This is a genomic window from Salinimicrobium sp. CAU 1759, from assembly GCF_054482715.1.
Map to the genome: position 1 here is coordinate 174,306 of NZ_JBTLRK010000002.1, position 21,201 is coordinate 195,506.

Here is a 21,201-nt window from a genome sequence, read left to right on the forward strand (position 1 = left end):
AATTTCTCCACTATTTATCCAAAATCTGTTTAGAATGAATGATTATAAGAAAAACAGCTTAAGTCTTGGTAATGCCGTAGCCATGGGAACAGGTGTAATGATAGGTGCCGGTATTTTTGCTTTACTGGGGCAGGTGGCTGAACTTTCCGGAGAATATTTTGCCCTTTCCTTTGTAGTGGGCGGTATAATTTCTGGTTTTAGCGCCTATTCCTATGTGAAGATGGCGAAGGCATATCCGTCTGCAGGGGGGATCGCTATGTTTCTTCAAAAAGCCTATGGAAAAGGAACTATCACAGCTTCCGCAGCACTTTTGATGGCTTTTTCAATGATCCTTAATGAAAGTCTTGTGGCGAGAACCTTTGGATCTTATGCAATGCAGCTATTTGATGGTGGCAAAGACAGTATTTGGGTGCCGGTATTAGCTGTGGCTCTTTTAGTGGTTGCATTTATCATTAACATACTAGGAAACAAAGTCATCGGAAAAACGGCAATAACTACTGCTGCAATAAAGATTGGCGGGATCCTTATTTTTGCAATTGGAGCACTTTGGGCAGCAGATTTTGCCGTAGGCTCGGCCTTACCATCTTCTGCACCCACTAATGCTTTAACCGATTATATTGCTTCTTTAGCGCTTTCGATTCTTGCCTACAAAGGCTTTACCACCATCACCAATAGTGGAGGTGAAATTGTGAATCCGAAGAAAAATATCGGAAAGGCGATTATTTACTCGCTGATAATATGTGGGGTAGTATATTTTCTTACCGCATTAGCCGTGGGTGCCAATCTGGAGATATCAGAAATCATAAAAGCGAAAGACTACTCCCTGGCCGAAGCAGCAAGGCCTTTGTTTGGGAATTGGGGACTTAATTTTACAGTAGGAATAGCACTGGTTGCAACAATAACAGGGGTAATATTTAGTGTTTTTGCTGTATCTCGTATGACCGCTATGCTGACTAACATGAAACTGGTACCACATTCTCATTTTGGAATGAAAGGTAATATCCAACAGCATATGCTGATTTATGTTATTGTAATTTCAATTGCACTGACCGTGCTCTTTGACCTCTCTGGAATTGCGGCAATGGGTGCCATTTTTTACCTGATCATGGATATGATTATCCACGTGGGGGTTTTAAATCGCATGCGAGAGGAAGTGCAGGCGAATCGATTTGTGGTAATAACTGCTATTGTACTAGATGCGGTGGTCCTCATCGGTTTTGTGTGGGTGAAAATTCAAACCAATCTCACCGTGATCCTTGTCTCTTTAGCACTCATCCTGATCACGTTTGTGGGAGAAAAATTGTTCTTAAAGGGAAAGGGGACAGATGAGGACGAAGATTCATCCGGTCATTGAAGCTAAGAAATATTTTTGTAATCTTTTGGAATGGGTTCTACAAGGAAAAATAAAAGCTGAAGATTTCAGATCTTCAGCTTTTATCAGTTTCAAAAGAGACAGTTCCAATTTTTTTTCAGCCCGGTCGTATAACTTATGATCTCGGCTTTTTCCTCTATAGAAAAATCGGCATCTGGATGAAGCGATGTATAGGAATCTATAGGCATTTCTCCCTCTGCTGTCTGGCTGACAACTCCCGAATTTTATTGTGTCTGTTCAATAGAAGTATCCTTAATACCTGCTAACCTACAAAAAAGGCTTTGTACTGGGTTTACCCTTAAAATTTCTTCAGATTGATTCTCTGTGGTGATTGACTGGCAGAGTATTTCTCCACCTATGTACCACGCCATTTCTACAATTACAATTGCTACAAAAATCAGAAGTAAAATTCGTCTTTCTTCTTTTTTTCTGATCACTGTTAATTGATCATCAACAACTTTTGTCATAAACCTGTATGAGTTCTGTAAAAGTTTTTATCCTTAGTAAAATGATGGGTGAATGAGGCCAGGCTTCAAGTTTTGAATGTCTTCTTCTGCCGTCTTTAGGCAGGATTCGATGTGATGGAATGAATTATTTTAAACTTTAAGAGCATAGATAGAGGAAAGAAATTGGGAACCGATCCTAACCCTTGTCATGTAAATCACCAAAGAAGTTTTCCTCCCTAAACTCTTCACGGTCATAAAAATTCTCTTTGGTGTACGGAATTTCTTTTGTAGAAGAACCGGCAAAGGCTCTTACTGTTGCTTTTTCATCTTCAATTGCCAGGCTTTTAACATTTGTGAATTCTGGTAAGTTCAACAGTTCTTCTGAAGTAATTTCTTTTTGTATTATTATCTTTTCTGGCTGTTGATTTATTTCTGCTTTTCCTACAGGAATCAAAATGTTTTTATTCTCTTTTGTATTTCTGCCTTTCTCCAGGGTCACAACTAAATATCTTATTCTTTTGTGATTTCTGTCGAACAGAAAATCCTTCAGTCTTCCCACTTTACCTCCTGTATTTAAAAGGACTTGCCAACCGTAAATCCCCGACAGTTGATCAGAAATCTTGTAGTCACTCTTCTTAAGCTCTTCTAAATGCTCAAGTGGTGCAGAAATTTCGTTAGGATCTCTTGAGGTACTTCTTTCTATATCCTGACCAACCTCATCGTATTTCCATTTTTCTATCATTATTCTGTGTCTCGTCATATCTTTCTTTTAATTAGGCTCAATTTTTTCATCGCGCAATCATTTAAAATTAAACATATTGTTTTTGAAAGTATAAATAAGACTCCTAATGTTATTTTAAAATTTTTAATCATTGAGGTAGAGACGTTTTATCCTTTATTTTCATTAGGGGTAGAACAAATCCCATTGAAACTAAAGCAACAGACCCGGCAATTATAAAAGGGTAATAAAAACCACCAGCAACCAACCACGATCCTATAACCGGTCCCAAAATTTGACCAATACTGTTAGTAGAACTTTGTATTGAAATATTTCGACCTGTATTTATTTTGGATAACAAAGATACCGCAGACAACAAATTGGGTGTAATCATAGCACCTCCGGCAGCAAATACAAAGATTAAGCTATATACCATAAATTCACTTTTAAAAAATGGAAAGGCAATTAAGGATACCCCAGATATTAGTAACCCTAAAGCAATTTGATTTTTTGAGGAAAAAATTTTCTCACCATAACTGGCAAAAATTGGTTGTAAAATTGCCATAACCGATCCGCAGAGCATAAAGCCAATTGCTACTTGGGTACTGTTAAATGCCAATTCATCTTTACCATATATTGAAAATACCGTTTCAAACAAGGTCACTACAAATTGGATTACAAAGGATATTACCAATAGTATTATGAAATAACTACTAAACAAGAAGGACAAACTCATTTTTTGTTTTGTGTACTTATGCACACGATCAGTGTTTTTTAACCATTTCATAACAATAAATAGAACAATCAATCCTAGTAGTGCTGCAAAAAGGAACGGTGTTGAAAATCGGTCTAAATGTAGCAGACGAGTTGAATATTTTAGATGAAGGTCTGTTTGAGAAAGAAAGCCACCGATTACGGGACCAAAAATGACCCCAGAGCTAATAGCGACACCAGACCAGGCCATTACCTTAGTTCTGAGTTTTTCTGAAGTGATATCACTTAAATATGCATTACTCACAGGAATAACTGATGATGTGAATATTCCGCCAAAAATTCGGGAGATATAAAGCATGGTAAGCGACGTGGCAAGACCAGTAAGTAATTGCATTATAACAAAGCCTATTAAACCAATTATAATAATAGGCTTGCGACCATACCTGTCCGAGAGTTTTCCCCATACCACCACGAATAGTAATTGGAAAAAAGGATAGATACTCGTGAGCAACCCAATATGGAAGTTGATAAGGTCGGTGTCAAGATTGTCTTTTAAAGCTAATCTTTCGGTATAGTAAGGAAGGGTTGGCAATAAAATACCATAGCCCAACATCACTACGAATAAACTCAACAGGATTAAAGATACCTGTTGAGTTTTGTTTCTATCCATTTATTTTTTACCGATTTTTCGCTTTAGTAATTGCGCATTTATAGCCACAATAATCGTACTTAAACTCATAAATACCGCACCAACCGCAGGTCCTAAAACAAATCCTGAAGAATACAGAACTCCAGCGGCTAATGGTATTGCAACAACGTTATAACCCGTTGCCCATATTAAGTTCTGAATCATTTTATTGTAGGTAGCCTTTCCAAATAAAATTAAGTTTGCAATATCCTGTGGGTTACTGTTAACAAGGATGATATCGGCAGTTTCTGCAGCCACATCTGTTCCCGAACCTACTGCAATACCAACGTTCGCCTGAGCCAAAGCCGGCGCATCATTAACCCCGTCACCGGTCATGGCCACAAATTCTCCCTTACTTTCCAATTCTTTAACTATTTCCACTTTTTGATGGGGTAAGACTTCTGCATAATATCCATCCAGACCGAGTTTGTCACTAACTGCTTTAGCGGTCCTCTCATTATCCCCTGTTGCCATAAAAACTTTAATATTGTTCTCTTTAAATATCCTGATGGCGTCTGCAGACTCGGGTCTAATCTCATCGGCAAGCGCGATATACCCGGCTAATTCACCGTTGATCAATACAAAAACCACAGTTTCGGCTGCATCGCTATAGGCATCTTCGGGGGTGTTGATATTTTCATCCCGCAAGTATCCAGGACTTACTACTTTCACCTCTTTTCCCTCTACAGTGGCCTCGACTCCTTTGCCGGTAATGGCATTAAAGTTTTCTGGTTTTGGAATAGGGACTTTATCATCTTTTACTTTTTTGATGATCCCAACAGCAATAGGGTGTTCAGAACTCTGTTCTAACGCGCTGGAAAGCCTTAGAATCTCTTCCTTGGAGAATTTATCATTCACAGATTCGATACGGGTGACGCCGAAGTCCCCTTTAGTAAGGGTTCCGGTTTTATCAAAAAGTAAGGCGGTAATTTTTCGGGATTCTTCAAAAGCCGTTCGGTTACGAATTAACAATCCATTTTGGGCAGATACTGCTGTAGAAATTGCGACTACAAGTGGAATTGCCAGTCCTAGCGCATGGGGGCAGGCAATGACCATAACCGTCACCATTCTCTCAAGTGCGTACACAAAAGGAAAGCCTAAGATCAACCAAACCGCAAGAGTGCCAAAACCAATACCCAATGCTATGTAGGTCAACCATTTTGCGGCCCTGTCGGAAAGGTTTTGCATTTTGGATTTGGATTTTTGCGCTTCCTCCACCATAGTGATCACCTTATTGAGATAGCTATCCTTCCCGGTATGTTCGACTTTAGCCTTTAAGGATCCATTGCCGTTAATAGATCCACCAATTATTTTTTGATCTGTACTTTTCTTTACCGGTTTTGATTCCCCGGTAAGCATCGACTCATTCAGGTAGCTTTCACCCTCCACGATTATAGCATCTGCAGGCACTTTTTCACCAGGTTTAACAAGAATTATATCTCCTTTTTTTAGCGTATCCAGCTTTACATCTTCAATCTGATCTCCGTTTACCCGATGCGCTTCCGCAGGCATCATACTCACCAAAAGCTGTAAAGCTTTGGAAGCACCCAAAACAGATTTCATTTCAATCCAATGCCCTACCAGCATAATAGCAATAAGCGTAGCGAGTTCCCAGAAAAAGTCAACACCCTCGAGACCAAAGACCGTGGCAGAACTGTAGAGATAAGCCACTGTAATTGCCATAGAAATGAGGGTCATCATCCCTGGGGCAGCTTTTTTCACTTCAGACCAAAAGCCTTTCAAAAATGGCCAGCCTCCATAGAAGTAAACAACAGTCGAGAGGGCAAAAAGGATGTACTTATTTCCTGGTAGAAGATATTTGTACCCAAAGAAATCCTGGATCATTGGCGACAGAAAGAGGATTGGGATAGTTAAAACAAGAGTTACCCAAAAACGCTTCTTAAAATCTTCAATCATCATTTTATGGTGATCATGACCTGCATGGCCATGAGCGGGTTCATCATCGTCATGTTTCCCCCTGTCATGATCCATCATGTCCCGGTCCATCGCCTTATTGTGCCCATGTTTTGTTTTTTCAGCAAGGTCATCCTTTAAGTTAGCTTCTTCTTTTCTTGCTTCCCGCTTCGCTGAATTCTTTGACTCCTCCTTGTGTTCGTCGTGATGTTCCATAATTCCTGAATTTACTGGTTAATTTGTCTTAGTTTGGTTCGCATTGTTTCCGAAATATTTTCTGAATAGATACCGTATGCATCTACCAAAATCCCCCTGACCCCATAACGGGAAGAGATAGCAAATAATATACTGTTGTCATCTGTACTGCTCATTCCTTCAAATCTATATACTTCATTGACCAAAAAATCCTGTGGGTGTATCTCCAGCTTTAAAGAGGGGCACTCAAGACAGTGAGGCTTTAAATTAAAATCATATTTGTAACCTCTGGCCTGGAGGCCATTCACAGCTTCTGAAAGGGTGTCGTAATTATTCATTTTCTTTTATTTATAAGTCATTGTAAAATAACTGTTGTCTTCTTCGATAAATTCTTGAAAGTTCAATAGACCTTGTCCATTTAATTTCTCGTTAACAGTATAATTTAGTTGCTTAATGCGAATCCCCCACGCATAGGTCTTAATATTGATCTTTGAATTAATAGTTTTTTTGTTGTCATTGAACTTTCGGTCATATATCTTTATAATACTTTTGGAACCAAAAAAATCGAGCAGTCCCGAATCAAAAGTCATTTCCAATTCTATATTTTCAAGGTTGTCCAAATCGTAAAGCCTTTTAAATTTTTCAGAGGTGGTATTAACCTTGGTCTGCCTTGATTTTGGGTTGGAAAACGGCAAAGCCATTATTATAATACTGGCTTCATCAGGCTTACAGAGATAGGTCGTGGTGTATTTATCGGTCAATTTTTTGTCTTTATCCAACAATTCTGTAACTACCTCAATTTCATAATATCCATTTTTCTTTATTGTTTCACCCGCTTCAAATATTTGTTTATTGAGAAAAGCACCTTTTTCATCAAAATTCTCACGAATGACCACTCTGCCTGAAATCTGCCCTATAAGCATTTCCGTTTGTCCAGTCATTGTGATGCTGAATAAGATAAATAGTACTATAAATCCTTGTTTTCTCATATATGGTGCATTAATTTCTTTACCTCTTTTGCAATAATATTGCTTAAATCTATGCCATTGGATGGATGCGGAATGGTATTGCAGGTAACTATCTTTTCTACTCCGGAATCCAATAAATCTTGATAGGCATTTCCTGAAAAAACGGCGTGAATGCCTACGCAGATAGGGGGTTTCATTCCTGCTTTTTTCAGATGTTGTACGGTTTCAATCATTGTTCGCGCGGTGGAAATAATATCATCTACCAAAATGGGTGTGGCATTCTTGTACTTATCCATATCAGGAACAGAGACTTCCACGTCACGGTCGCCGTGACGTACTTTCTGTAATACCGTAAAAGGTGCGCCAGCATTTTTAGCGACTTCGGAAACCCATTGTTCACTTTCCAAATCGGGCCCGATAAGTACCGGGTTTTTGATGTATTTCTTGATCCATTCTGAAATGGCATCAGCAGCGTGAATTACTTTATTTGGAATTTGATACACTTCTCCCAAAGAACTAATTCTATGCAAATGAGGGTCAACTGTGATAATGCTATCGGCAAAACCTGAAATCAATTTTCCAAAAAAACCGGAATTCACTCCTTCACCTTCATTAAATACTTTGTCCTGACGCATATACGCCAAATAGGGTGCTACCAAGCAGGTGCACATTGCTCCCAAGGATTTGGCTGTGTGGCTTAAAAAATATAGAGGCAGCAGTTTCTCGTCCGGTTCGTGCAAGGTGCATACCAGTACCACACATTTATCTTTAACATCAGATAATATACGCGTGTATGACTCCCCGTCAGGGAATTTACGCACGTTGGCTTTCCCTATTTCAGCATCCATTTTTTTTGCTAAAAGCTCTGTAAGTTTTTCATTTCCGGGAAGGCTAAATAATATTGTTTTCATAGCACGTTTAAATTATGGTTATGATGTCGTTATGGTTATTTTTATATTCCAATGCATAGTTAAGTTCGCCTTTGGATTCAGCATATAAAGTATATAGCAATTGATTCTTTTCTATTTGTTCTCCCAAATGGATATTTAATAGAATTCCTGCCGAAATAGATTGAGGTGCTCCTGAAAGCTTTGCGAGCTTCGCTATTTTTCTGTTATCAATTCTTTTTAAAATTCCGGATCTTTCGGCTGTAATTTCCATCTTATGAGGTGCTAAAACAGGTTTTGAAAAGCGTCCTTGTGCTTTGCAAATGGCCACAAATTTTTCATAAGCTTTTCCAGATTTGAGAATTTGACGTGCTGTTTCCAGTCCCTTTCCTTTTTCTTCTTTTCCAGAAAGCTCAAATAGTTCAGCGGCTAAAAGCAATGCTCTTTCTGTTAGGTCTTTAGGTGCATCAGCTTCATTTTTCAAAACTTTTAATATATCAATAGCTTCTAAAGTGGGACCGATACCCCTTCCAACAGGCTGCGTTCCATCAGTAACCACAGCTTTTGCCTTCAACCCAACAGCAGTGCCAACGGTTTCCATATGATTTTTTAATTTTAGAGCCATTTCAGTACTGCGAACCTTGGCGGTTTCACCAATTGGAATATCAATGACAACGTGAGTAGAACCTGCCGCCGCTTTTTTAGAAAGTACAGAAGCGATGAGCTGACCTTCACTATCGATATCCAAAGCTTTTTCAACTTTAATGAGCACATCGTCGGCAGGACTTAATTGCGCTGTACCTCCCCAGACAAAACATCCTCCTTCTTTTTCGACTACAGCTTTTATTTCTTCGGAAGAGAGCGTTACATTGGTCAATACTTCCATCGTATCTGCTGTACCAGCTGGTGAAGTGATGGCACGTGACGAAGTTTTAGGCATTGTAAGTCCATAAGCGGCAACAATAGCTACTACCAATGGGGTTGTTCTATTGCCTGGTAAACCACCAATACAATGTTTATCGACCACAATATCTTTACTCCAGTCCAACTGTCTTCCTGAAGCTATCATTGCTTTAGTAAGGTCGCATATCTCATCAATATCCATTCGGTCGCCCGCACAGGCTGTAATAAATGCCGATAGGTGAATGTTAGAATAATTGCCTTCTACGATATCGTTGATGATGTTGTTATAGGCTTTAAAATCCAGTTTTTGATTATAGATTTTAGCTCTTACGTGGCTTAACGATTCAATAGGCTCCAAATGGGAAACATACAGCATTTCATTTTGGGAAACATTCAGTTTTTTTGCTGCAGCATCCGAAAGGCCTATTTCATTTGGTAAAAGAAGGCCGGAACTCAAAACGTTCAAGCTTGCGACGATTGAGGTGGTTGCATTTGATATCCTGATCCTTGTTAGTGCTACAAACCCTTCAGAACTACAGACGTGGCAATCCTCACGCATATACACTACATATTCGTTTTGGGTGTAAATCCCGAGATGTTTATATTTTAGTATGTTTGAGTGTGGGTCCATTATTTTATTGATTGCTGGGATTTATTCTATTTCTTCGATGGTGTATAATTGCGGAATTTCTGTATTCCATCCATAGGTTTCCTTGATACCTTTTTGTAATGCTTCTGCACTTTCTTTTTCACCGTGGACAATGAATATACGTTCGGGCTTATTTTTAATGTCGCCCATCCATTCTATAAGTTCTGCGTGGTCTGCGTGTGCCGAGAGACCTTCAATTTCAGCGACCTGCATATTGAAAGGCACCCATATTCCATAGACTTTTAGTTCTTTCTCACCTTCCAACAGCTTTCTACCACGTGTGCCTTCAGCTTGATAGCCTACAAAAAGCAAGGTGTTATTTGGATTTTGTGCCTGTGTTTCAAGATAGTTGAGCATTCTTCCGCCTGTGAGCATTCCACTCCCTGCAATTACAATTTTTGGTCTGTTATCAGTTCTTAATTCCATTGTTTCGCGATAACTGCTAACAAGTGTAAAATGTGAACACATTTCGTCACATTCGTTGTCTTCCAATCTGTGCCAATCCCGAGTTCTATGAAACAGTTCCAATACGTTGGCACCCATTGGGCTATCCATAATCATTTGAACTTTAGGGATTTTGTTCTCCTTGAGTAATTTCCAAAAGATAAGCATCATTAGTTGGGCACGCTCTACCGAAAAACTGGGAATAAATAAGCTGCCACCTCTATTGATGGTATCGTTGATTAATTTTTCGATTTTTGGAAGCGCTTCTACTTCATCAGGATGAAACCTTCCTCCGTAAGTGGATTCAACGAAAAGTATATCCGCTTTTTTTGGTTTAAGGGGTGGATAGAGCAATAAATCATTGGTTCTACCAATGTCTCCAGAGAAGACAAAGCGTTTTCCATAAATATCCAACTCAATATAAGTTGCACCCAGAATATGCCCGCTGTACTGGAACCGAGCCCTGATACCATCAAATAACGGAATCCATTGTGCTTGTGGAATGCCCTTAAAATGCGGAATGGTTTTTTCTACATCCTTTAAATCGTAAAGCGGTTCTGCGAGACTGTGTTTGGAATAGCCTTCTTTATTGGCACGTTCTGCTTCCTGTTCCTGAATTTTTGCACTATCGTTCAATATGATTTTTGCAATGTCCAAAGTAGGATTCGTACCATAGATGGAACCATTGAAGCCTTGTTTCACCAACCTCGGCAGATAACCTGTATGGTCCATATGGCCGTGGGTGAGCAAAACAGCATCAATATTTGCAACATTAACAGGTGGGTACTCCCAGTTTTTAAGGCGTAATTCCTTTAGCCCTTGAAAAAGTCCGCAGTCTATGAGTATCTTTTTATCTCCTGTATCCACTAAATATTTTGAGCCGGTTACTGTACCTGCTGCCCCCAAAAAGTGAATGTTTATTTGATTAGTTTTCATCGGTTGTTCTAGGATTAGATTTTGCATAGTTCAAGTGAATCTTCCAGAATTCTTTTGTGTCGGGAGTTGGGAATCCCTACTTTATCCAACAAGTTCGGACTTTCGTGGAGTTCTTTACAGAGAACAATGCCTTCATCCAATAATTTTGTTTTCTCAGCTTTCGTTAAACTTGTTAAGGCTGTTAAGGGGTGCAATCCCGCCTGGTCAATTCTATCTTTGAGTCCACTCTCCTTTGGATAATCCCAACTGGTCATTAGCAGGCCAACACAATTGCCATAGTTTATGGCATCAGATGTAAAACGTGTATTGGTATATAAACCTCCTTTGTGGATTTTGTTCTGGTGACCCTTTTTACGTCTCCACTGTTTTTCCACATCTAAAAAACGGGAATGGATGTACAAAGGAATTTTTACATTGCAAAACCTGCCTTGATCACTATGGTATTTACATTCAATCATATAATGTTTTTCACCTTTTTGCGCTATCACATCCACTTCATGCTGAACGCAATTGCCTTGTACAATCACACCAACCTTTGTTTCAAATCCTTCGTGTGCCAATAATTTGCCTACCAACTTTTCAAATGGGAAGCCAGAAGGGCCTAATTCCATCAATGCCTTTTTAAGCTTGTATTTAAAGGCACTTACTCTCGATTTTGCCTTAAGCATTTTAAACGCTGCCTCATAGATCCTTTTAGTGGTCATCCCTTCTTCAAGCTGTTCATACACCTTATGAGCTATATCCTTAACAATAACCTCATTTGCTCCCGCCCGCCTAAGGGAATTGATGAGTTTTTCAATTTGGAAATCCTCATACTCACCCGAAGACTTTTTAACCAGGACTGATCTTTTCATAGTCACATTTTAATTGTCATAACGGGCAATTCAGAATGGTTGGTTACCTTTTCAACGGTGCTACTGGAGAAGAGACTTAAAAATCCCGTGCGCCCGTGCGTACACATGGCAATAAGATCCACATTTTTGTAGATCAAAAAATCATTTATTCCTTCCTCTACACCCGATTCGTTATAGACATTCATTGAGTAAGTTGTGAGCCCTGGGAAATTTTCAAGGAAATCTTTTATAGGTTGCAGACTCTTTTCAATACTATTATAATCTGTTGTAGTATTCACCTTTAATAAATGGATACGTGCATCACATTTTTCAGCAAGTGATTTTACGTGTTGAAATTCTTCTGTCACATCTTCTTTAAAATCTGAGACAAACAAAATGTCTTTAAAAGGAAAAGAAACATCCTTATCTTTAACTACGATGACAGGCACCTCGGCTTTTCTCACTATTTCTTCTACATTGCTTCCCAGTAATTCACGAATTCCTCCTTTTGTGCCACTACTACCGGTAACTATAAAATCATGTTCAAAATGACCGCAGTGGCTTAGGATGTTGCTTATTTCACCATTATATTCCAAAAAGGTTCTGCATTTAAGTCCAAGGCCCTCTGCTTTTTTTTCTAATTCTCTCAAATCTGCCTTCGCGCTGCCAATCTTTAATTTTGTTTCGGGGTATAGATCTTCCTTCTGTTTGTCCAGTCGAACCCAGTCAACCGGGGTTTTTACGTAATGGAAGAAATGGATTTCCGAATTGTAAAATTTAGCCATTTTGAGCCCTAGCTCCTCTGCTTTTTGACAATTTTCAGAAAAATTGGTAGGTACAAGTATATTGTTCATAATTTAAAATTATTAGTTATTTCACATTATCGTTTTTGGTATTTTTTATCTTAAATATATCCTGGACATCAGAAACATATATGAGACCATCACCACTTTTTCCTGTTTTGCCATTTTGACGAACGATGTCACAAATAGCCGCCACTTTACTGTCCTCACAGACGATTTCCAGTTTATAGATCTTGCTGTGGAGGAATGGTAGTTTGAGGGAAGGCCAATCTTCTCCAGGATCTGTGTAATCGCCGGTTCCTTCTCCCTCAAAGACTGTTAAACAGCAATGGCCCTCTCTCCTCAAGGAAGAAATCACCTCCTTAATTTTATTTGGCCGTATGAATGCTTTTATTTCTTTCATAACCTCTTATTTATTGTTATTGATAAATCATATTCCTAACGTGCGGTTGGTTTTAAGTATGGATACGTGCCCATCTTCTATGATACCTGTGAGTGCTCTTATCGCATCAATAGTTTCGGGGATTACAATAGCCTGGTTGTCTACCACATAGGCATAGAAGAGTTCGTCTCCCTGTACTTTCAACATATCCTCCCAAAGTGCAACTTCGTACATGTCCCCCCAGGGTCTTCCCATATCCAGGAACATTTCTTTTATAGTATTGTTTGAAACCAAACCCTGCTCGTACCGAATCATCTTAATTCTTGTCGACGTTTTAAAAGCATTTAAAACTTCACCTTTTGAGGCCTTTTTTGTCAGTCGCACATTCCAGTAGTGCATATGGCTCAGGGTTTCAGGTACTTTTACTGCAGCAGTAATAACATCCAGTTCGGGATCTACACTTTGAGCATCGGGACCCTGATGACTGGGAATATCTTTTTCAGGAACCATTGTATTCATGATTCCCCCCATATGGCTTTCCCAGGGATCTGTTGCTCTTCGTAAAAGAGTACCGCGGGCACTTTGTAACAGATTTGCCCTTTTTAGAGCCGTAAGAGTTCTTAAAATGGAGGTGGTGTTGCACGAAACCACCCGCGTAGCATCTATGTTTAGAGCGGTTTGGTAATTGTTTTCGGCACTGAAGGAATGGCCCGCAGTTTCATGCTTTTCACCTCCTTGTACAATAAACTTTTTACCTTGACTTTTGTATCGTTCTACGTTTTTTGCGGCAACTTTTTTAGGGGTGCAATCCACAACCAGGTCCACCTGATCTAAAAGCTCTGTCATTCCGCCTTTAACGGAGAATCCGGCATTTTTCATTTCCTTTTCTGCTTCTTGTGTCGCGCTGTAAATATTGTAGTTTTTTCTTACCGCATTTTCTATGCGCCAGTCACTTATGATATCACAAATGCCGGTTAACTCCATATCATGTTGTTTGTCAATGGCATCGGCAACTCTTTTGCCGATGACTCCATAACCTACTACTGCTATTTTTTTCATGACTTCCAATTTTTTAATTTAATCTTGTTCCTTTGTTTCACATTACTTTCGTTTTTAAAGTAACCTGATTATGCTTTGGATGCACCAGGCGAGTGGCTTATCTCGATTAAAAGTGTATCTCAAGGAGATCCTTAATTACAAAAGCATTAAATGCAGCAGTATCCTTTAGCCTTTTACTTGAGCATTATAAAATGCCGCTACACAAGCACCGATTAGCCAGCTTAAGATGAAAACCTGGATGATTCCAAAGAACACCTCCAGTACAGGCACATCCATTCTTATTATACTACTTGTGTCCAGGCCGTGTAAAAGACTGTTAAAGAACTTTACTGTTCCTTCCCGCCCCACTGTGGCCATCACCAGTACACACCCCACATAAAGGAGAGCTCCGGTAAGACCGAGTGACAAACCAAATTTTTTTATGTTTAATCGATACATATTTTCAGATTTTAAAATTATTTATCCGATTCTAATAGCTTCTTTTGTTCTTCGAACTGTTCCTTCGAAATTTCGCCACGTGCAAATCGCTTTCTTAGGATGTCCAGTGGTTCTTCTCTTCTTGTTTTTTTTCCCCATTGTGTTGGTATCATGAAAACCCAGATAAGAAAAACTATCCAGATGAACCACCAGATGAGGTGCATTCCAAAAAATCCATCATAATTGTGCATGTCTTTATTTTTTTTGATGTTGGTTTGTTACTTGATCTTTGCTTTTTTTCTTTAAATTCTCATCGGTTAACCCGTGAGTATGATCTCCATGCCGCATAGGCATCATTAGATGTATGGCAAACATTACGATGATAAATGTGAAAAGCCAGACATCACCACCCAATCCAATTGATGGGGCCAAAAAGATGAGCAAAAGAGGTAAAACACATCCGATGATCATCCATAACCAGTGATTTTTCATTTTAGTTTATTTTTAAGGATTAAACAATTTATTTATCTAGTATATTAACAAGTTAACTAAAGGGTTATTTTTTAAATATGATAATACTCACTAATGTTGCAAATCCAATATTTTTTTCTACCTGTGAAGTTTATGTGTTTTCATCTGTTTACCTTTAGTTTTACTGATACTCAATTACTTTAGTTGATTTATCGGGAATTGTAAAAGATTGTTTCTTAAATTGAATCTTGATGTCGGATTTAACTTCATCCAGAGGCTCTATTCGGCAACTGTTGGCCGAAAAGTTTAGCTGTAACCATACGCCTCTGTAATTGATCTTCATACGGAGGGAATTGATCTCTTTGGGTAATTTGGGATTTAGCCAAAGCGCGTTATTTCTGATCTCCAAACCTGTAAAACACCTTTGTACAATATCTATGGTACCAGCCATAGCGCCAAGATGTATACCCTCGGGTGTGGTGCCACCCTGCACATCTTCAAAATCACTAACAAGTGCCTCTCTGAAACAATGCCATGCACATTCACGATCAGATCTGGCCACAACCCAGGATCGGACTATACGGCTAAGAGTAGAACCATCTGATGTGCGGGTAGCGTAGTAGTTAATGTTACCAGGAATGTTGGATGGAGTGAAATCATACCCTAAACCTTTGAATAGCTGTACTAATTGTTCAGAAGAAAAAAGGTAAAAGAGCATGAGCACATCTGCCTGCTTGGAAGCCTTGTAGCGATTAACAGAGTCACTCTCGGCATCCAATATTCTGTCAAGCCGGTGAATATCGTTGTACTTCTTTCGATAGGCTTCCCATTCGAAATCCTCCAACTGTTCATAACCCTCAAACTGGGCGATAATTCCTTCTTCAATAAACGGAATATATAATTTGCTTCCTATTTCCTTCCATTTTTCCAACTCCCTGTCATCCAACTGCAGCTCTTGTTTTAAAACATCCCGACGGGTAATTCCAATTAAATCAAATGCTTTTAAAGAATGGGAGAAAAGCCAGGAAGCCATGACATTGGTGTATGCATTGTTATTTATTCCGGGTCTATTACTTCCAGGATAGGCGGTATGGAATTCGTCGGGGCCTACTACTTTTCTTATTTCGTAACGCTGTTTTGAATCGCTCCAGCTGGCCAGTCCGGTAAAGAGACGAGCGATTTCAATTAGCATCTCAGCACCGTAAAATTTCATGAAGTTTGTATCTGCCGTCACTTCATAATATTGCCAAATATTATAAGCTATAGCGAGATTCACATGACGCTGGAGGTATGTATTGTCTGGAACCCATCGTCCGGATTCCGGATTTAAATGAACCACCTGGCTTTCTTCCCGTCCATTGCTTCCGCTTTGCCAGGGGAACATAGCTCCATTATAGCCTTCCTTTTTAGCGAGGTTTTTAGCTTCTTCTAAGCGTTTATATCGATAGAGGAGCAGGGAACGGGTAAGGTCAGGAAGACGATAATTCAGAATTGGGAATATGAACAATTCATCCCAGAAAATATGGCCACGATAAGCCTCTCCATGCCAACCTCGCGCCGGTAATCCAACATCCCGACCAATGGTATGTTTAGAAGCCGTCTGGAGTAAATGAAAAATGTGTAATCTAAGGAGGAGCTGAGAGTTTCCCGATGCATTAATGGAAATATCAAACTTGTTCCACAATCTTTTCCAGGCTTCAGAATGTCTTCTTTTTAAAACAGAAAAATCTCCCTGAGCATTTATTTGCTCTAAAGCATCGTTGAGCGGTTCACTTATTGCATCATCTTTGGAGGTAAAAAGGGCCACGGTCTTTTCTATAGAAACTTGTTCTCCCAGAGTCACATCAAAAGTGAATATTTCAGCAATTTTTTCCTTTTCCTGAAAAAACTTCCTTATTACATCCAGCTTTTGAGTTTTAGAAAAAACAGTGCATCTAGCTGCCTGAGCCATATAGAGGAGGGATTGATTCGTTTGAACCAGAATGGATATGGTATTTTCTGTTTCTCCTTTTTTAATGATTTTTAGATGTTGCCCTTTTAAAGATTTATATCGCTCTACGCCTTCATTTTTTGTTGATCCGTCAAGCGTAGAGCGTACTTCTACCATTCCTGACCAGTTTACGGGTACAAAATCCCATTCGATGGCGGCAAGGTGAGGATTATCCATACTTACCAGTCTTGTACTAATAATCTTAGTTTCCCGCTGTTGTTCATCGATGAAATGCATCTCCCTCCTCAGGATTCCTGCAGAGATATCAAGTACCTGAACATAATTCAAGACCTGTTTTTTTTCTAACTGGAACCAGTCCTTATCTCCTTCCAGCCTGAAACTTAAGTGCAGCCAGTTAGGCCAATTAACCAGATCTTCATTTTCAATGGTCTTTCCTGCTATTTGTGATTTAAGCCTGTTGTAACCACCTGCCAGATAGGTGCCCGGATAATGAGTGCCATCAGCTTCTGATTCTTCTGCTGCTCCCCTGGTGGCGAAATAGCCATTGCCAAGGGTGCAAAGGGCTTCCCGGAGTCCCTCTTGTTCTTTTCTTAAACCGTGATATTCCAGTTTCGAGTTTTGCATGGCTACTATTTTTTTGATGATCTTCATGAAAACTTAGCTGTCAACTTCTATTTTACAAATTGATCATCTGGTTATTACTACCATTTTAGGTCATGTTTATATTCTTTCTAAAGTTGAAATTCCAATTGTGTCTTTAAAATATTTACTGTGTAATCTCTTTATCTTAATGACTTATTCCAATAATCATAGCTGCAGTCATTCCCAGCACCATTACGATCCCGCTTATTGGTGCCCAGCCCATGTGCATACCGTTTGTAGACCTTCTTTTCTGAGTGTTCTGGAACTTTTCCGGATTTTTTCTGAATACTGTCAGGCATTGTTCGGAATCAAAATAATACGTGTTTTCCATATATTTGTAGTTTATAGCACTTTGCTCGCTAACGGCTATCCCACATACAGGATCCATGTGTTGACCTTGAGCTAAATCTACACGGCTACTGCTGCAAGAGGTTAAGGTGAGCAGGGGGGTAATTAAAATCAAGAGTATGATTAGAAAATTTATTTTTCTGGGGGTACTCACAAAAATCCATTTCATTTTTTTAATTTTTTTATTCAACCACTACAAGTACCAGTCTCTCAAAAATGCAAGGAAGAGAGCCAAAAAGAAAAGCACTGCAAAAGCACATAAAGCAAAAATCTTTTCATCCTTCTTGGTGCTTTTATTTGCACAAGATTTTTTTTTCTTTGCTTTTTTTCTTCCTTCCCTGTAAGACCTCATGACAGATTTTTACGGTACTTATGATTCTAGACAGTTCCTAGTTTTAAATATTCCACCGGAATTGAACTATAATAACACTCCGGTAATTCATGCATCGTGCCTGCCAATGGGCCGGTAAATACTGTGGGGGAGGGGTACGGATAATTTACCGGCCCATATATGCAGGGCTTAATCTCTTATCTAACTTTTAACTTTTCCTGCTTCCAAAGCTCTTTTGTACGTACCTTCCGATTTGTAATAGGCTACTGTGCCATTTTTGTTTAGCAAGACAATAAAAGCTTCAGATTTGTCCACTGCCTCGCCGGTTACAGGATCAACAGCCATACGGGCAGCTTCTTTTTCGTTAAGGGTTTCAACGCACATATTACAACAGCCATAGTAGATCTTACCATTTACACCTATTGGAATTTGAGCTTTGGCCATGTAAGCATCGTTGACCATACATACCAGGTCATTGGGTACCTGATCTCCAATTCTATAATTATGCTCTGCTTTCACAGCACTTTCTGCTACTGAATTAACCTCTGTTTGCGTTGTTTGCACTTTTTCTTTCTCTCCCGTATTACAACCGGAAAGAAACCCTATACCTATTACCGCAATTGCGAAAAATTTTATTTTAGCTTTCATATTTGTTGTGCCTGCTTTATGGACCGGATAAGTCATGAGGGGGGAGTAGGGCACAACCACCAGTCCACTTACGCAGGTCTTTTTTATTTTATTGTTTCTTGTATACTACCACACTTCAGCATTTTTCCTCCAAAAAATGGATTTTGAATTGCCTCTTCGTGGCTTAGCCAAAAACCTCCTGAGTTATTATTAGCCATTGGACAGCGCGCAAAATACAATTGGTTTTCCGCAACTTTGCCCTTTAGAAAATCAGCAAATTCACTGGAAAAATCCGAAAATGCAGCCTTTTGCGATTCCAGATTACGATTAGCAGCCAACTTTGTTGCGACTTTCTGTAATCCATCGGTCCCTTCTAACTTTGCAATAGAGTTGAGAAGTTGCTCTGCTTCCTTCTTTGCCAGTTCTTGATCAGACTTAAGTATTGCGGCTTTAAGGGTTAAATAGTCTTCATAAGCTGTAGTTATTTTTTCGTTATTAAATTTTGGGATTTTACTGTCCATCATTTTCATCTCACCCGACTCCATATTTTCGTGATCGTGGTGCATCATTTTCTTCTCCTGGCTATAACCCAGACTAACGGCTAATAGCAGTACTACTGCAGTTTTTACTTTTAAAGTTTTCATAGTTTTTAATTTTAGATATTCATATTTGATTTTCATATATTACTTAATTCTTAGTTTATTACGGATTTCACTTCACCGCAGGTAAGCATAGCTTCTCCAAAAAACGGGTTCCTAATTTCTTCGCTGTTACTTAGCCAGTAGGCACCTTTGTTGTTATTGGCCATAGGGCAAAAGTTCACATACAACTTCTGGTTAGCTCCAAAAGCCTCGACAATCTTTATTAGTGGCTGTGAAAGGAAAATAAAGTTTTCACGTTTCCCTTCTATTGTAGTAGCCTCCTTACACAACCTCGTGTGTTTGAATAAGAAAGCCTTTTTTTCTTCCCAGAAATTCTTGGCATGACCAGAAAGGGAATTGCCATCAAGTTTATCAAGAGCAGCCAATAGCTCAGTACTCGATTCCTGTGTCTCATCTATATTAGCCCTTACCAGCCCTTCTTTAAGTTCCAGATAGGCTTCGATTACTTCATTAAGTTGGTTTTTGAAAGCTTTGGGGACATCTTTGCTCATGTCCATCACATCTTCCTGAACAAATTTTGAAGTTTTTGTTTGCTCCGGCATGTCGTTACCCTCTTCCATTTCCATTCCACCATGATTGTGTCCTGTCATGGCAGGACCACCTTCCGGGCTCATCATGCTCCGTTTCCCTTGCAGTTGCGCGGCAGCATCTACCTTAAATACGCCATTGGCCACAACTTCATCACCTGCTTCCAAGCCTTTAGTGACCACATACAAGTCCCCTGCCTCGGGTCCTAGAACTACTTCCCTAAACTCGAAGGTGGGCTCTTCAAACTCGGGCCTCCTTAAGTAGACAATGGCTCTTTTACCGGTCCACAGGATGGAAGATTTTGGTATAACGAGAGCGTTTTCTAAATTATCCAACTCACTGTTAATTACTCCCTGAGCAAACATATCCGGTTTGAGTTTTCCTTTAGGATTATCTACTTCAGTTCGCACCAAAGCTACCCTCGTTTGGGGGTTAATAACAGGATCAATAAAAGTAACAGTACTGGAAAAGGATTGTCCAGGCATCGAGGGTACAGAAAAAGTAACTTTATCTCCTTCTTTGATCCATGCAAGATCGCTTTCATAGGCATCATAAAGGACCCATACTTTATTTAAATTAGCGATATCAAAAAGCGGCTGACCTTCACCGACGTAATCCCCTTCACTTATATTTCTGCTGGTAACGGTTCCAGACTGTGTAGAATAAATGTCAAAATTATATTGCACCTTTCCATTCTCCTGAATATTCTGGATTTGGGTATCTGTTAAATCCCACTGTTTTAATTTCCTTACCGCAGCTTCTAAAAAAGAAGGATTAGTCTCTTTAAACCGTACAGCCTCTAGGAGTTCCTTTTGCGCCTGTACTAACTCCGGGGAATAGATAGAGGCTAACCTTTCTCCTCTTCTTACTTCTTGTCCTGTGAAGTTCACAAATAACTTCTCAATACGTCCCGGAAAACGTGCAGTCACAGCCGAAACATTGCGCTCATCTGCGGTCACCCTCCCCGTGAGATATATCTCTTTAGTAGGTGAGCCTGCCTGTACAGTCACGGTTTGAATATCGGCAATTCTGGCTGCGGCATCACTCATTTGTATCTCAGAGTCATTGACAGCTGCAGACGCTTTCACGGGTATTAATTCCATACCGCATATAGGACAATTTCCCGGTTCCTCCTGTCTAATCTGTGGATGCATTGAACAAGTCCAGATTTCTGATTCTCCTTCCTCATGAGCATGTGCTTCCTCCAGCTGATTTTCGGTGGTGGCTGAACTTTCTGATGTTCCACCAAAAAAAAGCCACCCCAAGAGTAGGCCTGCTGCTAAAAAGCCCAGCCCAACGTATATCATTTTTTT

22 protein-coding genes and 1 pseudogene are annotated in these 21,201 nt (G+C 39.5%); 1 reads left to right on the forward strand and 22 read right to left on the reverse strand.

Going from position 1 to position 21,201, the window contains the following annotated elements:
- Window positions 1–34 precede the first annotated feature (34 nt).
- Entirely contained in the window at window positions 35–1,354 is a 1,320-nt protein-coding gene (locus ACXYMT_RS11840; protein ID WP_459059323.1) for an APC family permease, read from the forward strand.
- Window positions 1,355–1,443: 89 nt separating this feature from the next.
- On the opposite strand, the pseudogene ACXYMT_RS11845 reads toward ACXYMT_RS11840, so the two are convergent.
- From ACXYMT_RS11845 to ACXYMT_RS11950, 22 genes and pseudogenes are all read right to left on the reverse strand, one after another.
- Window positions 1,444–1,575: pseudogene (locus tag ACXYMT_RS11845) on the reverse strand (hypothetical protein); the annotation flags it as partial.
- Window positions 1,576–1,596: 21 nt separating this feature from the next.
- Window positions 1,597–1,839: a hypothetical protein gene (locus ACXYMT_RS11850; RefSeq protein WP_459059324.1), complete on the reverse strand. Its 243-nt coding sequence runs from the start codon at window positions 1,837–1,839 to the stop codon at window positions 1,597–1,599.
- 175 nt (window positions 1,840–2,014) lie between these two features.
- A complete protein-coding gene (locus ACXYMT_RS11855; RefSeq protein ID WP_459059325.1) occupies window positions 2,015–2,578 on the reverse strand; it encodes a PRC-barrel domain-containing protein in 564 nt (187 codons plus the stop codon).
- A 109-nt stretch (window positions 2,579–2,687) separates the two neighbouring features.
- Entirely contained in the window at window positions 2,688–3,920 is a 1,233-nt protein-coding gene (locus ACXYMT_RS11860) for an MFS transporter (RefSeq protein ID WP_459059326.1), read from the reverse strand.
- Complete coding sequence (locus ACXYMT_RS11865) at window positions 3,921–6,068, reverse strand: copper-translocating P-type ATPase (protein WP_459059327.1); 2,148 nt, start codon at window positions 6,066–6,068, stop codon at window positions 3,921–3,923.
- Window positions 6,069–6,079: 11 nt separating this feature from the next.
- Entirely contained in the window at window positions 6,080–6,385 is a 306-nt protein-coding gene (locus ACXYMT_RS11870; protein WP_189602882.1) for a phosphoribosylpyrophosphate synthetase, read from the reverse strand.
- A gap of 6 nt (window positions 6,386–6,391) precedes the next feature.
- Window positions 6,392–7,036, reverse strand: a complete 645-nt coding sequence (locus tag ACXYMT_RS11875; RefSeq protein WP_189602881.1) for a hypothetical protein — start codon at window positions 7,034–7,036, stop codon at window positions 6,392–6,394.
- The gene (locus ACXYMT_RS11880) at window positions 7,033–7,926 is read right to left on the reverse strand and encodes a ribose-phosphate pyrophosphokinase (protein ID WP_189602880.1); all 894 of its coding nucleotides are present in this window, start codon (window positions 7,924–7,926) and stop codon (window positions 7,033–7,035) included. The genes ACXYMT_RS11875 and ACXYMT_RS11880 overlap by 4 nt, the downstream gene beginning before the upstream one ends.
- 7 nt (window positions 7,927–7,933) lie before the next feature.
- Entirely contained in the window at window positions 7,934–9,436 is a 1,503-nt protein-coding gene (locus tag ACXYMT_RS11885) for a thymidine phosphorylase family protein (protein ID WP_189602879.1), read from the reverse strand.
- 21 nt (window positions 9,437–9,457) lie between these two features.
- The gene (locus ACXYMT_RS11890; RefSeq protein WP_189602878.1) at window positions 9,458–10,834 is read right to left on the reverse strand and encodes an MBL fold metallo-hydrolase RNA specificity domain-containing protein; all 1,377 of its coding nucleotides are present in this window, start codon (window positions 10,832–10,834) and stop codon (window positions 9,458–9,460) included.
- 14 nt (window positions 10,835–10,848) lie between these two features.
- Entirely contained in the window at window positions 10,849–11,688 is an 840-nt protein-coding gene (locus ACXYMT_RS11895; protein ID WP_189602877.1) for an ATP cone domain-containing protein, read from the reverse strand.
- Window positions 11,689–11,690: 2 nt separating this feature from the next.
- Window positions 11,691–12,521 (reverse strand): universal stress protein, encoded by an 831-nt coding sequence (locus ACXYMT_RS11900; protein WP_189602876.1) that lies wholly within the window; start codon window positions 12,519–12,521, stop codon window positions 11,691–11,693.
- Between the two features lie 16 nt (window positions 12,522–12,537).
- Window positions 12,538–12,873, reverse strand: a complete 336-nt coding sequence (locus ACXYMT_RS11905; protein WP_189602875.1) for a P-II family nitrogen regulator — start codon at window positions 12,871–12,873, stop codon at window positions 12,538–12,540.
- A gap of 27 nt (window positions 12,874–12,900) precedes the next feature.
- Window positions 12,901–13,911 carry a type II glyceraldehyde-3-phosphate dehydrogenase gene (locus ACXYMT_RS11910; RefSeq protein WP_459059328.1) on the reverse strand — a complete coding sequence of 337 codons (1,011 nt, stop codon included), beginning with the start codon at window positions 13,909–13,911 and terminating at the stop codon, window positions 12,901–12,903.
- A gap of 165 nt (window positions 13,912–14,076) precedes the next feature.
- Window positions 14,077–14,349, reverse strand: coding sequence for a DUF5676 family membrane protein (locus tag ACXYMT_RS11915; protein WP_459059329.1), 273 nt, complete (start codon window positions 14,347–14,349; stop codon window positions 14,077–14,079).
- Between the two features lie 17 nt (window positions 14,350–14,366).
- Window positions 14,367–14,579 (reverse strand): SHOCT domain-containing protein, encoded by a 213-nt coding sequence (locus ACXYMT_RS11920; protein ID WP_189602872.1) that lies wholly within the window; start codon window positions 14,577–14,579, stop codon window positions 14,367–14,369.
- A gap of 4 nt (window positions 14,580–14,583) precedes the next feature.
- The gene (locus tag ACXYMT_RS11925) at window positions 14,584–14,820 is read right to left on the reverse strand and encodes a hypothetical protein (RefSeq protein ID WP_459059330.1); all 237 of its coding nucleotides are present in this window, start codon (window positions 14,818–14,820) and stop codon (window positions 14,584–14,586) included.
- A gap of 160 nt (window positions 14,821–14,980) precedes the next feature.
- Entirely contained in the window at window positions 14,981–17,401 is a 2,421-nt protein-coding gene (locus ACXYMT_RS11930) for a glycoside hydrolase family 65 protein (RefSeq protein WP_459059331.1), read from the reverse strand.
- Between the two features lie 136 nt (window positions 17,402–17,537).
- Window positions 17,538–17,909, reverse strand: a complete 372-nt coding sequence (locus ACXYMT_RS11935; RefSeq protein ID WP_459059332.1) for a YHS domain-containing protein — start codon at window positions 17,907–17,909, stop codon at window positions 17,538–17,540.
- A gap of 363 nt (window positions 17,910–18,272) precedes the next feature.
- Complete coding sequence (locus ACXYMT_RS11940) at window positions 18,273–18,719, reverse strand: hypothetical protein (protein ID WP_459059333.1); 447 nt, start codon at window positions 18,717–18,719, stop codon at window positions 18,273–18,275.
- A gap of 83 nt (window positions 18,720–18,802) precedes the next feature.
- Window positions 18,803–19,342 carry a DUF3347 domain-containing protein gene (locus tag ACXYMT_RS11945; RefSeq protein ID WP_265164196.1) on the reverse strand — a complete coding sequence of 180 codons (540 nt, stop codon included), beginning with the start codon at window positions 19,340–19,342 and terminating at the stop codon, window positions 18,803–18,805.
- Between the two features lie 50 nt (window positions 19,343–19,392).
- Window positions 19,393–21,195 (reverse strand): efflux RND transporter periplasmic adaptor subunit, encoded by a 1,803-nt coding sequence (locus ACXYMT_RS11950; RefSeq protein WP_459059334.1) that lies wholly within the window; start codon window positions 21,193–21,195, stop codon window positions 19,393–19,395.
- Window positions 21,196–21,201 lie beyond the last annotated feature (6 nt).

Coding starts and splice junctions, on each gene's coding strand:
- ACXYMT_RS11850 (WP_459059324.1), bottom strand. CDS start 1,839: ATGACAAAAGTTGTTGATGATCAATTAACAGTGATCAGAAAAAAAGAA.
- ACXYMT_RS11920 (WP_189602872.1), bottom strand. CDS start 14,579: ATGCACAATTATGATGGATTTTTTGGAATGCACCTCATCTGGTGGTTC.
- ACXYMT_RS11885 (WP_189602879.1), bottom strand. CDS start 9,436: ATGGACCCACACTCAAACATACTAAAATATAAACATCTCGGGATTTAC.
- ACXYMT_RS11875 (WP_189602881.1), bottom strand. CDS start 7,036: ATGAGAAAACAAGGATTTATAGTACTATTTATCTTATTCAGCATCACA.
- ACXYMT_RS11865 (WP_459059327.1), bottom strand. CDS start 6,068: ATGGAACATCACGACGAACACAAGGAGGAGTCAAAGAATTCAGCGAAG.
- ACXYMT_RS11935 (WP_459059332.1), bottom strand. CDS start 17,909: ATGAAATGGATTTTTGTGAGTACCCCCAGAAAAATAAATTTTCTAATC.
- ACXYMT_RS11905 (WP_189602875.1), bottom strand. CDS start 12,873: ATGAAAGAAATAAAAGCATTCATACGGCCAAATAAAATTAAGGAGGTG.
- ACXYMT_RS11915 (WP_459059329.1), bottom strand. CDS start 14,349: ATGTATCGATTAAACATAAAAAAATTTGGTTTGTCACTCGGTCTTACC.
- ACXYMT_RS11860 (WP_459059326.1), bottom strand. CDS start 3,920: ATGGATAGAAACAAAACTCAACAGGTATCTTTAATCCTGTTGAGTTTA.
- ACXYMT_RS11870 (WP_189602882.1), bottom strand. CDS start 6,385: ATGAATAATTACGACACCCTTTCAGAAGCTGTGAATGGCCTCCAGGCC.
- ACXYMT_RS11895 (WP_189602877.1), bottom strand. CDS start 11,688: ATGAAAAGATCAGTCCTGGTTAAAAAGTCTTCGGGTGAGTATGAGGAT.
- ACXYMT_RS11880 (WP_189602880.1), bottom strand. CDS start 7,926: ATGAAAACAATATTATTTAGCCTTCCCGGAAATGAAAAACTTACAGAG.
- ACXYMT_RS11890 (WP_189602878.1), bottom strand. CDS start 10,834: ATGAAAACTAATCAAATAAACATTCACTTTTTGGGGGCAGCAGGTACA.
- ACXYMT_RS11910 (WP_459059328.1), bottom strand. CDS start 13,911: ATGAAAAAAATAGCAGTAGTAGGTTATGGAGTCATCGGCAAAAGAGTT.
- ACXYMT_RS11950 (WP_459059334.1), bottom strand. CDS start 21,195: ATGATATACGTTGGGCTGGGCTTTTTAGCAGCAGGCCTACTCTTGGGG.
- ACXYMT_RS11855 (WP_459059325.1), bottom strand. CDS start 2,578: ATGACGAGACACAGAATAATGATAGAAAAATGGAAATACGATGAGGTT.
- ACXYMT_RS11925 (WP_459059330.1), bottom strand. CDS start 14,820: ATGAAAAATCACTGGTTATGGATGATCATCGGATGTGTTTTACCTCTT.
- ACXYMT_RS11900 (WP_189602876.1), bottom strand. CDS start 12,521: ATGAACAATATACTTGTACCTACCAATTTTTCTGAAAATTGTCAAAAA.
- ACXYMT_RS11840 (WP_459059323.1), top strand. CDS start 35: ATGAATGATTATAAGAAAAACAGCTTAAGTCTTGGTAATGCCGTAGCC.
- ACXYMT_RS11940 (WP_459059333.1), bottom strand. CDS start 18,719: ATGAAAGCTAAAATAAAATTTTTCGCAATTGCGGTAATAGGTATAGGG.
- ACXYMT_RS11930 (WP_459059331.1), bottom strand. CDS start 17,401: ATGAAGATCATCAAAAAAATAGTAGCCATGCAAAACTCGAAACTGGAA.
- ACXYMT_RS11945 (WP_265164196.1), bottom strand. CDS start 19,342: ATGAAAACTTTAAAAGTAAAAACTGCAGTAGTACTGCTATTAGCCGTT.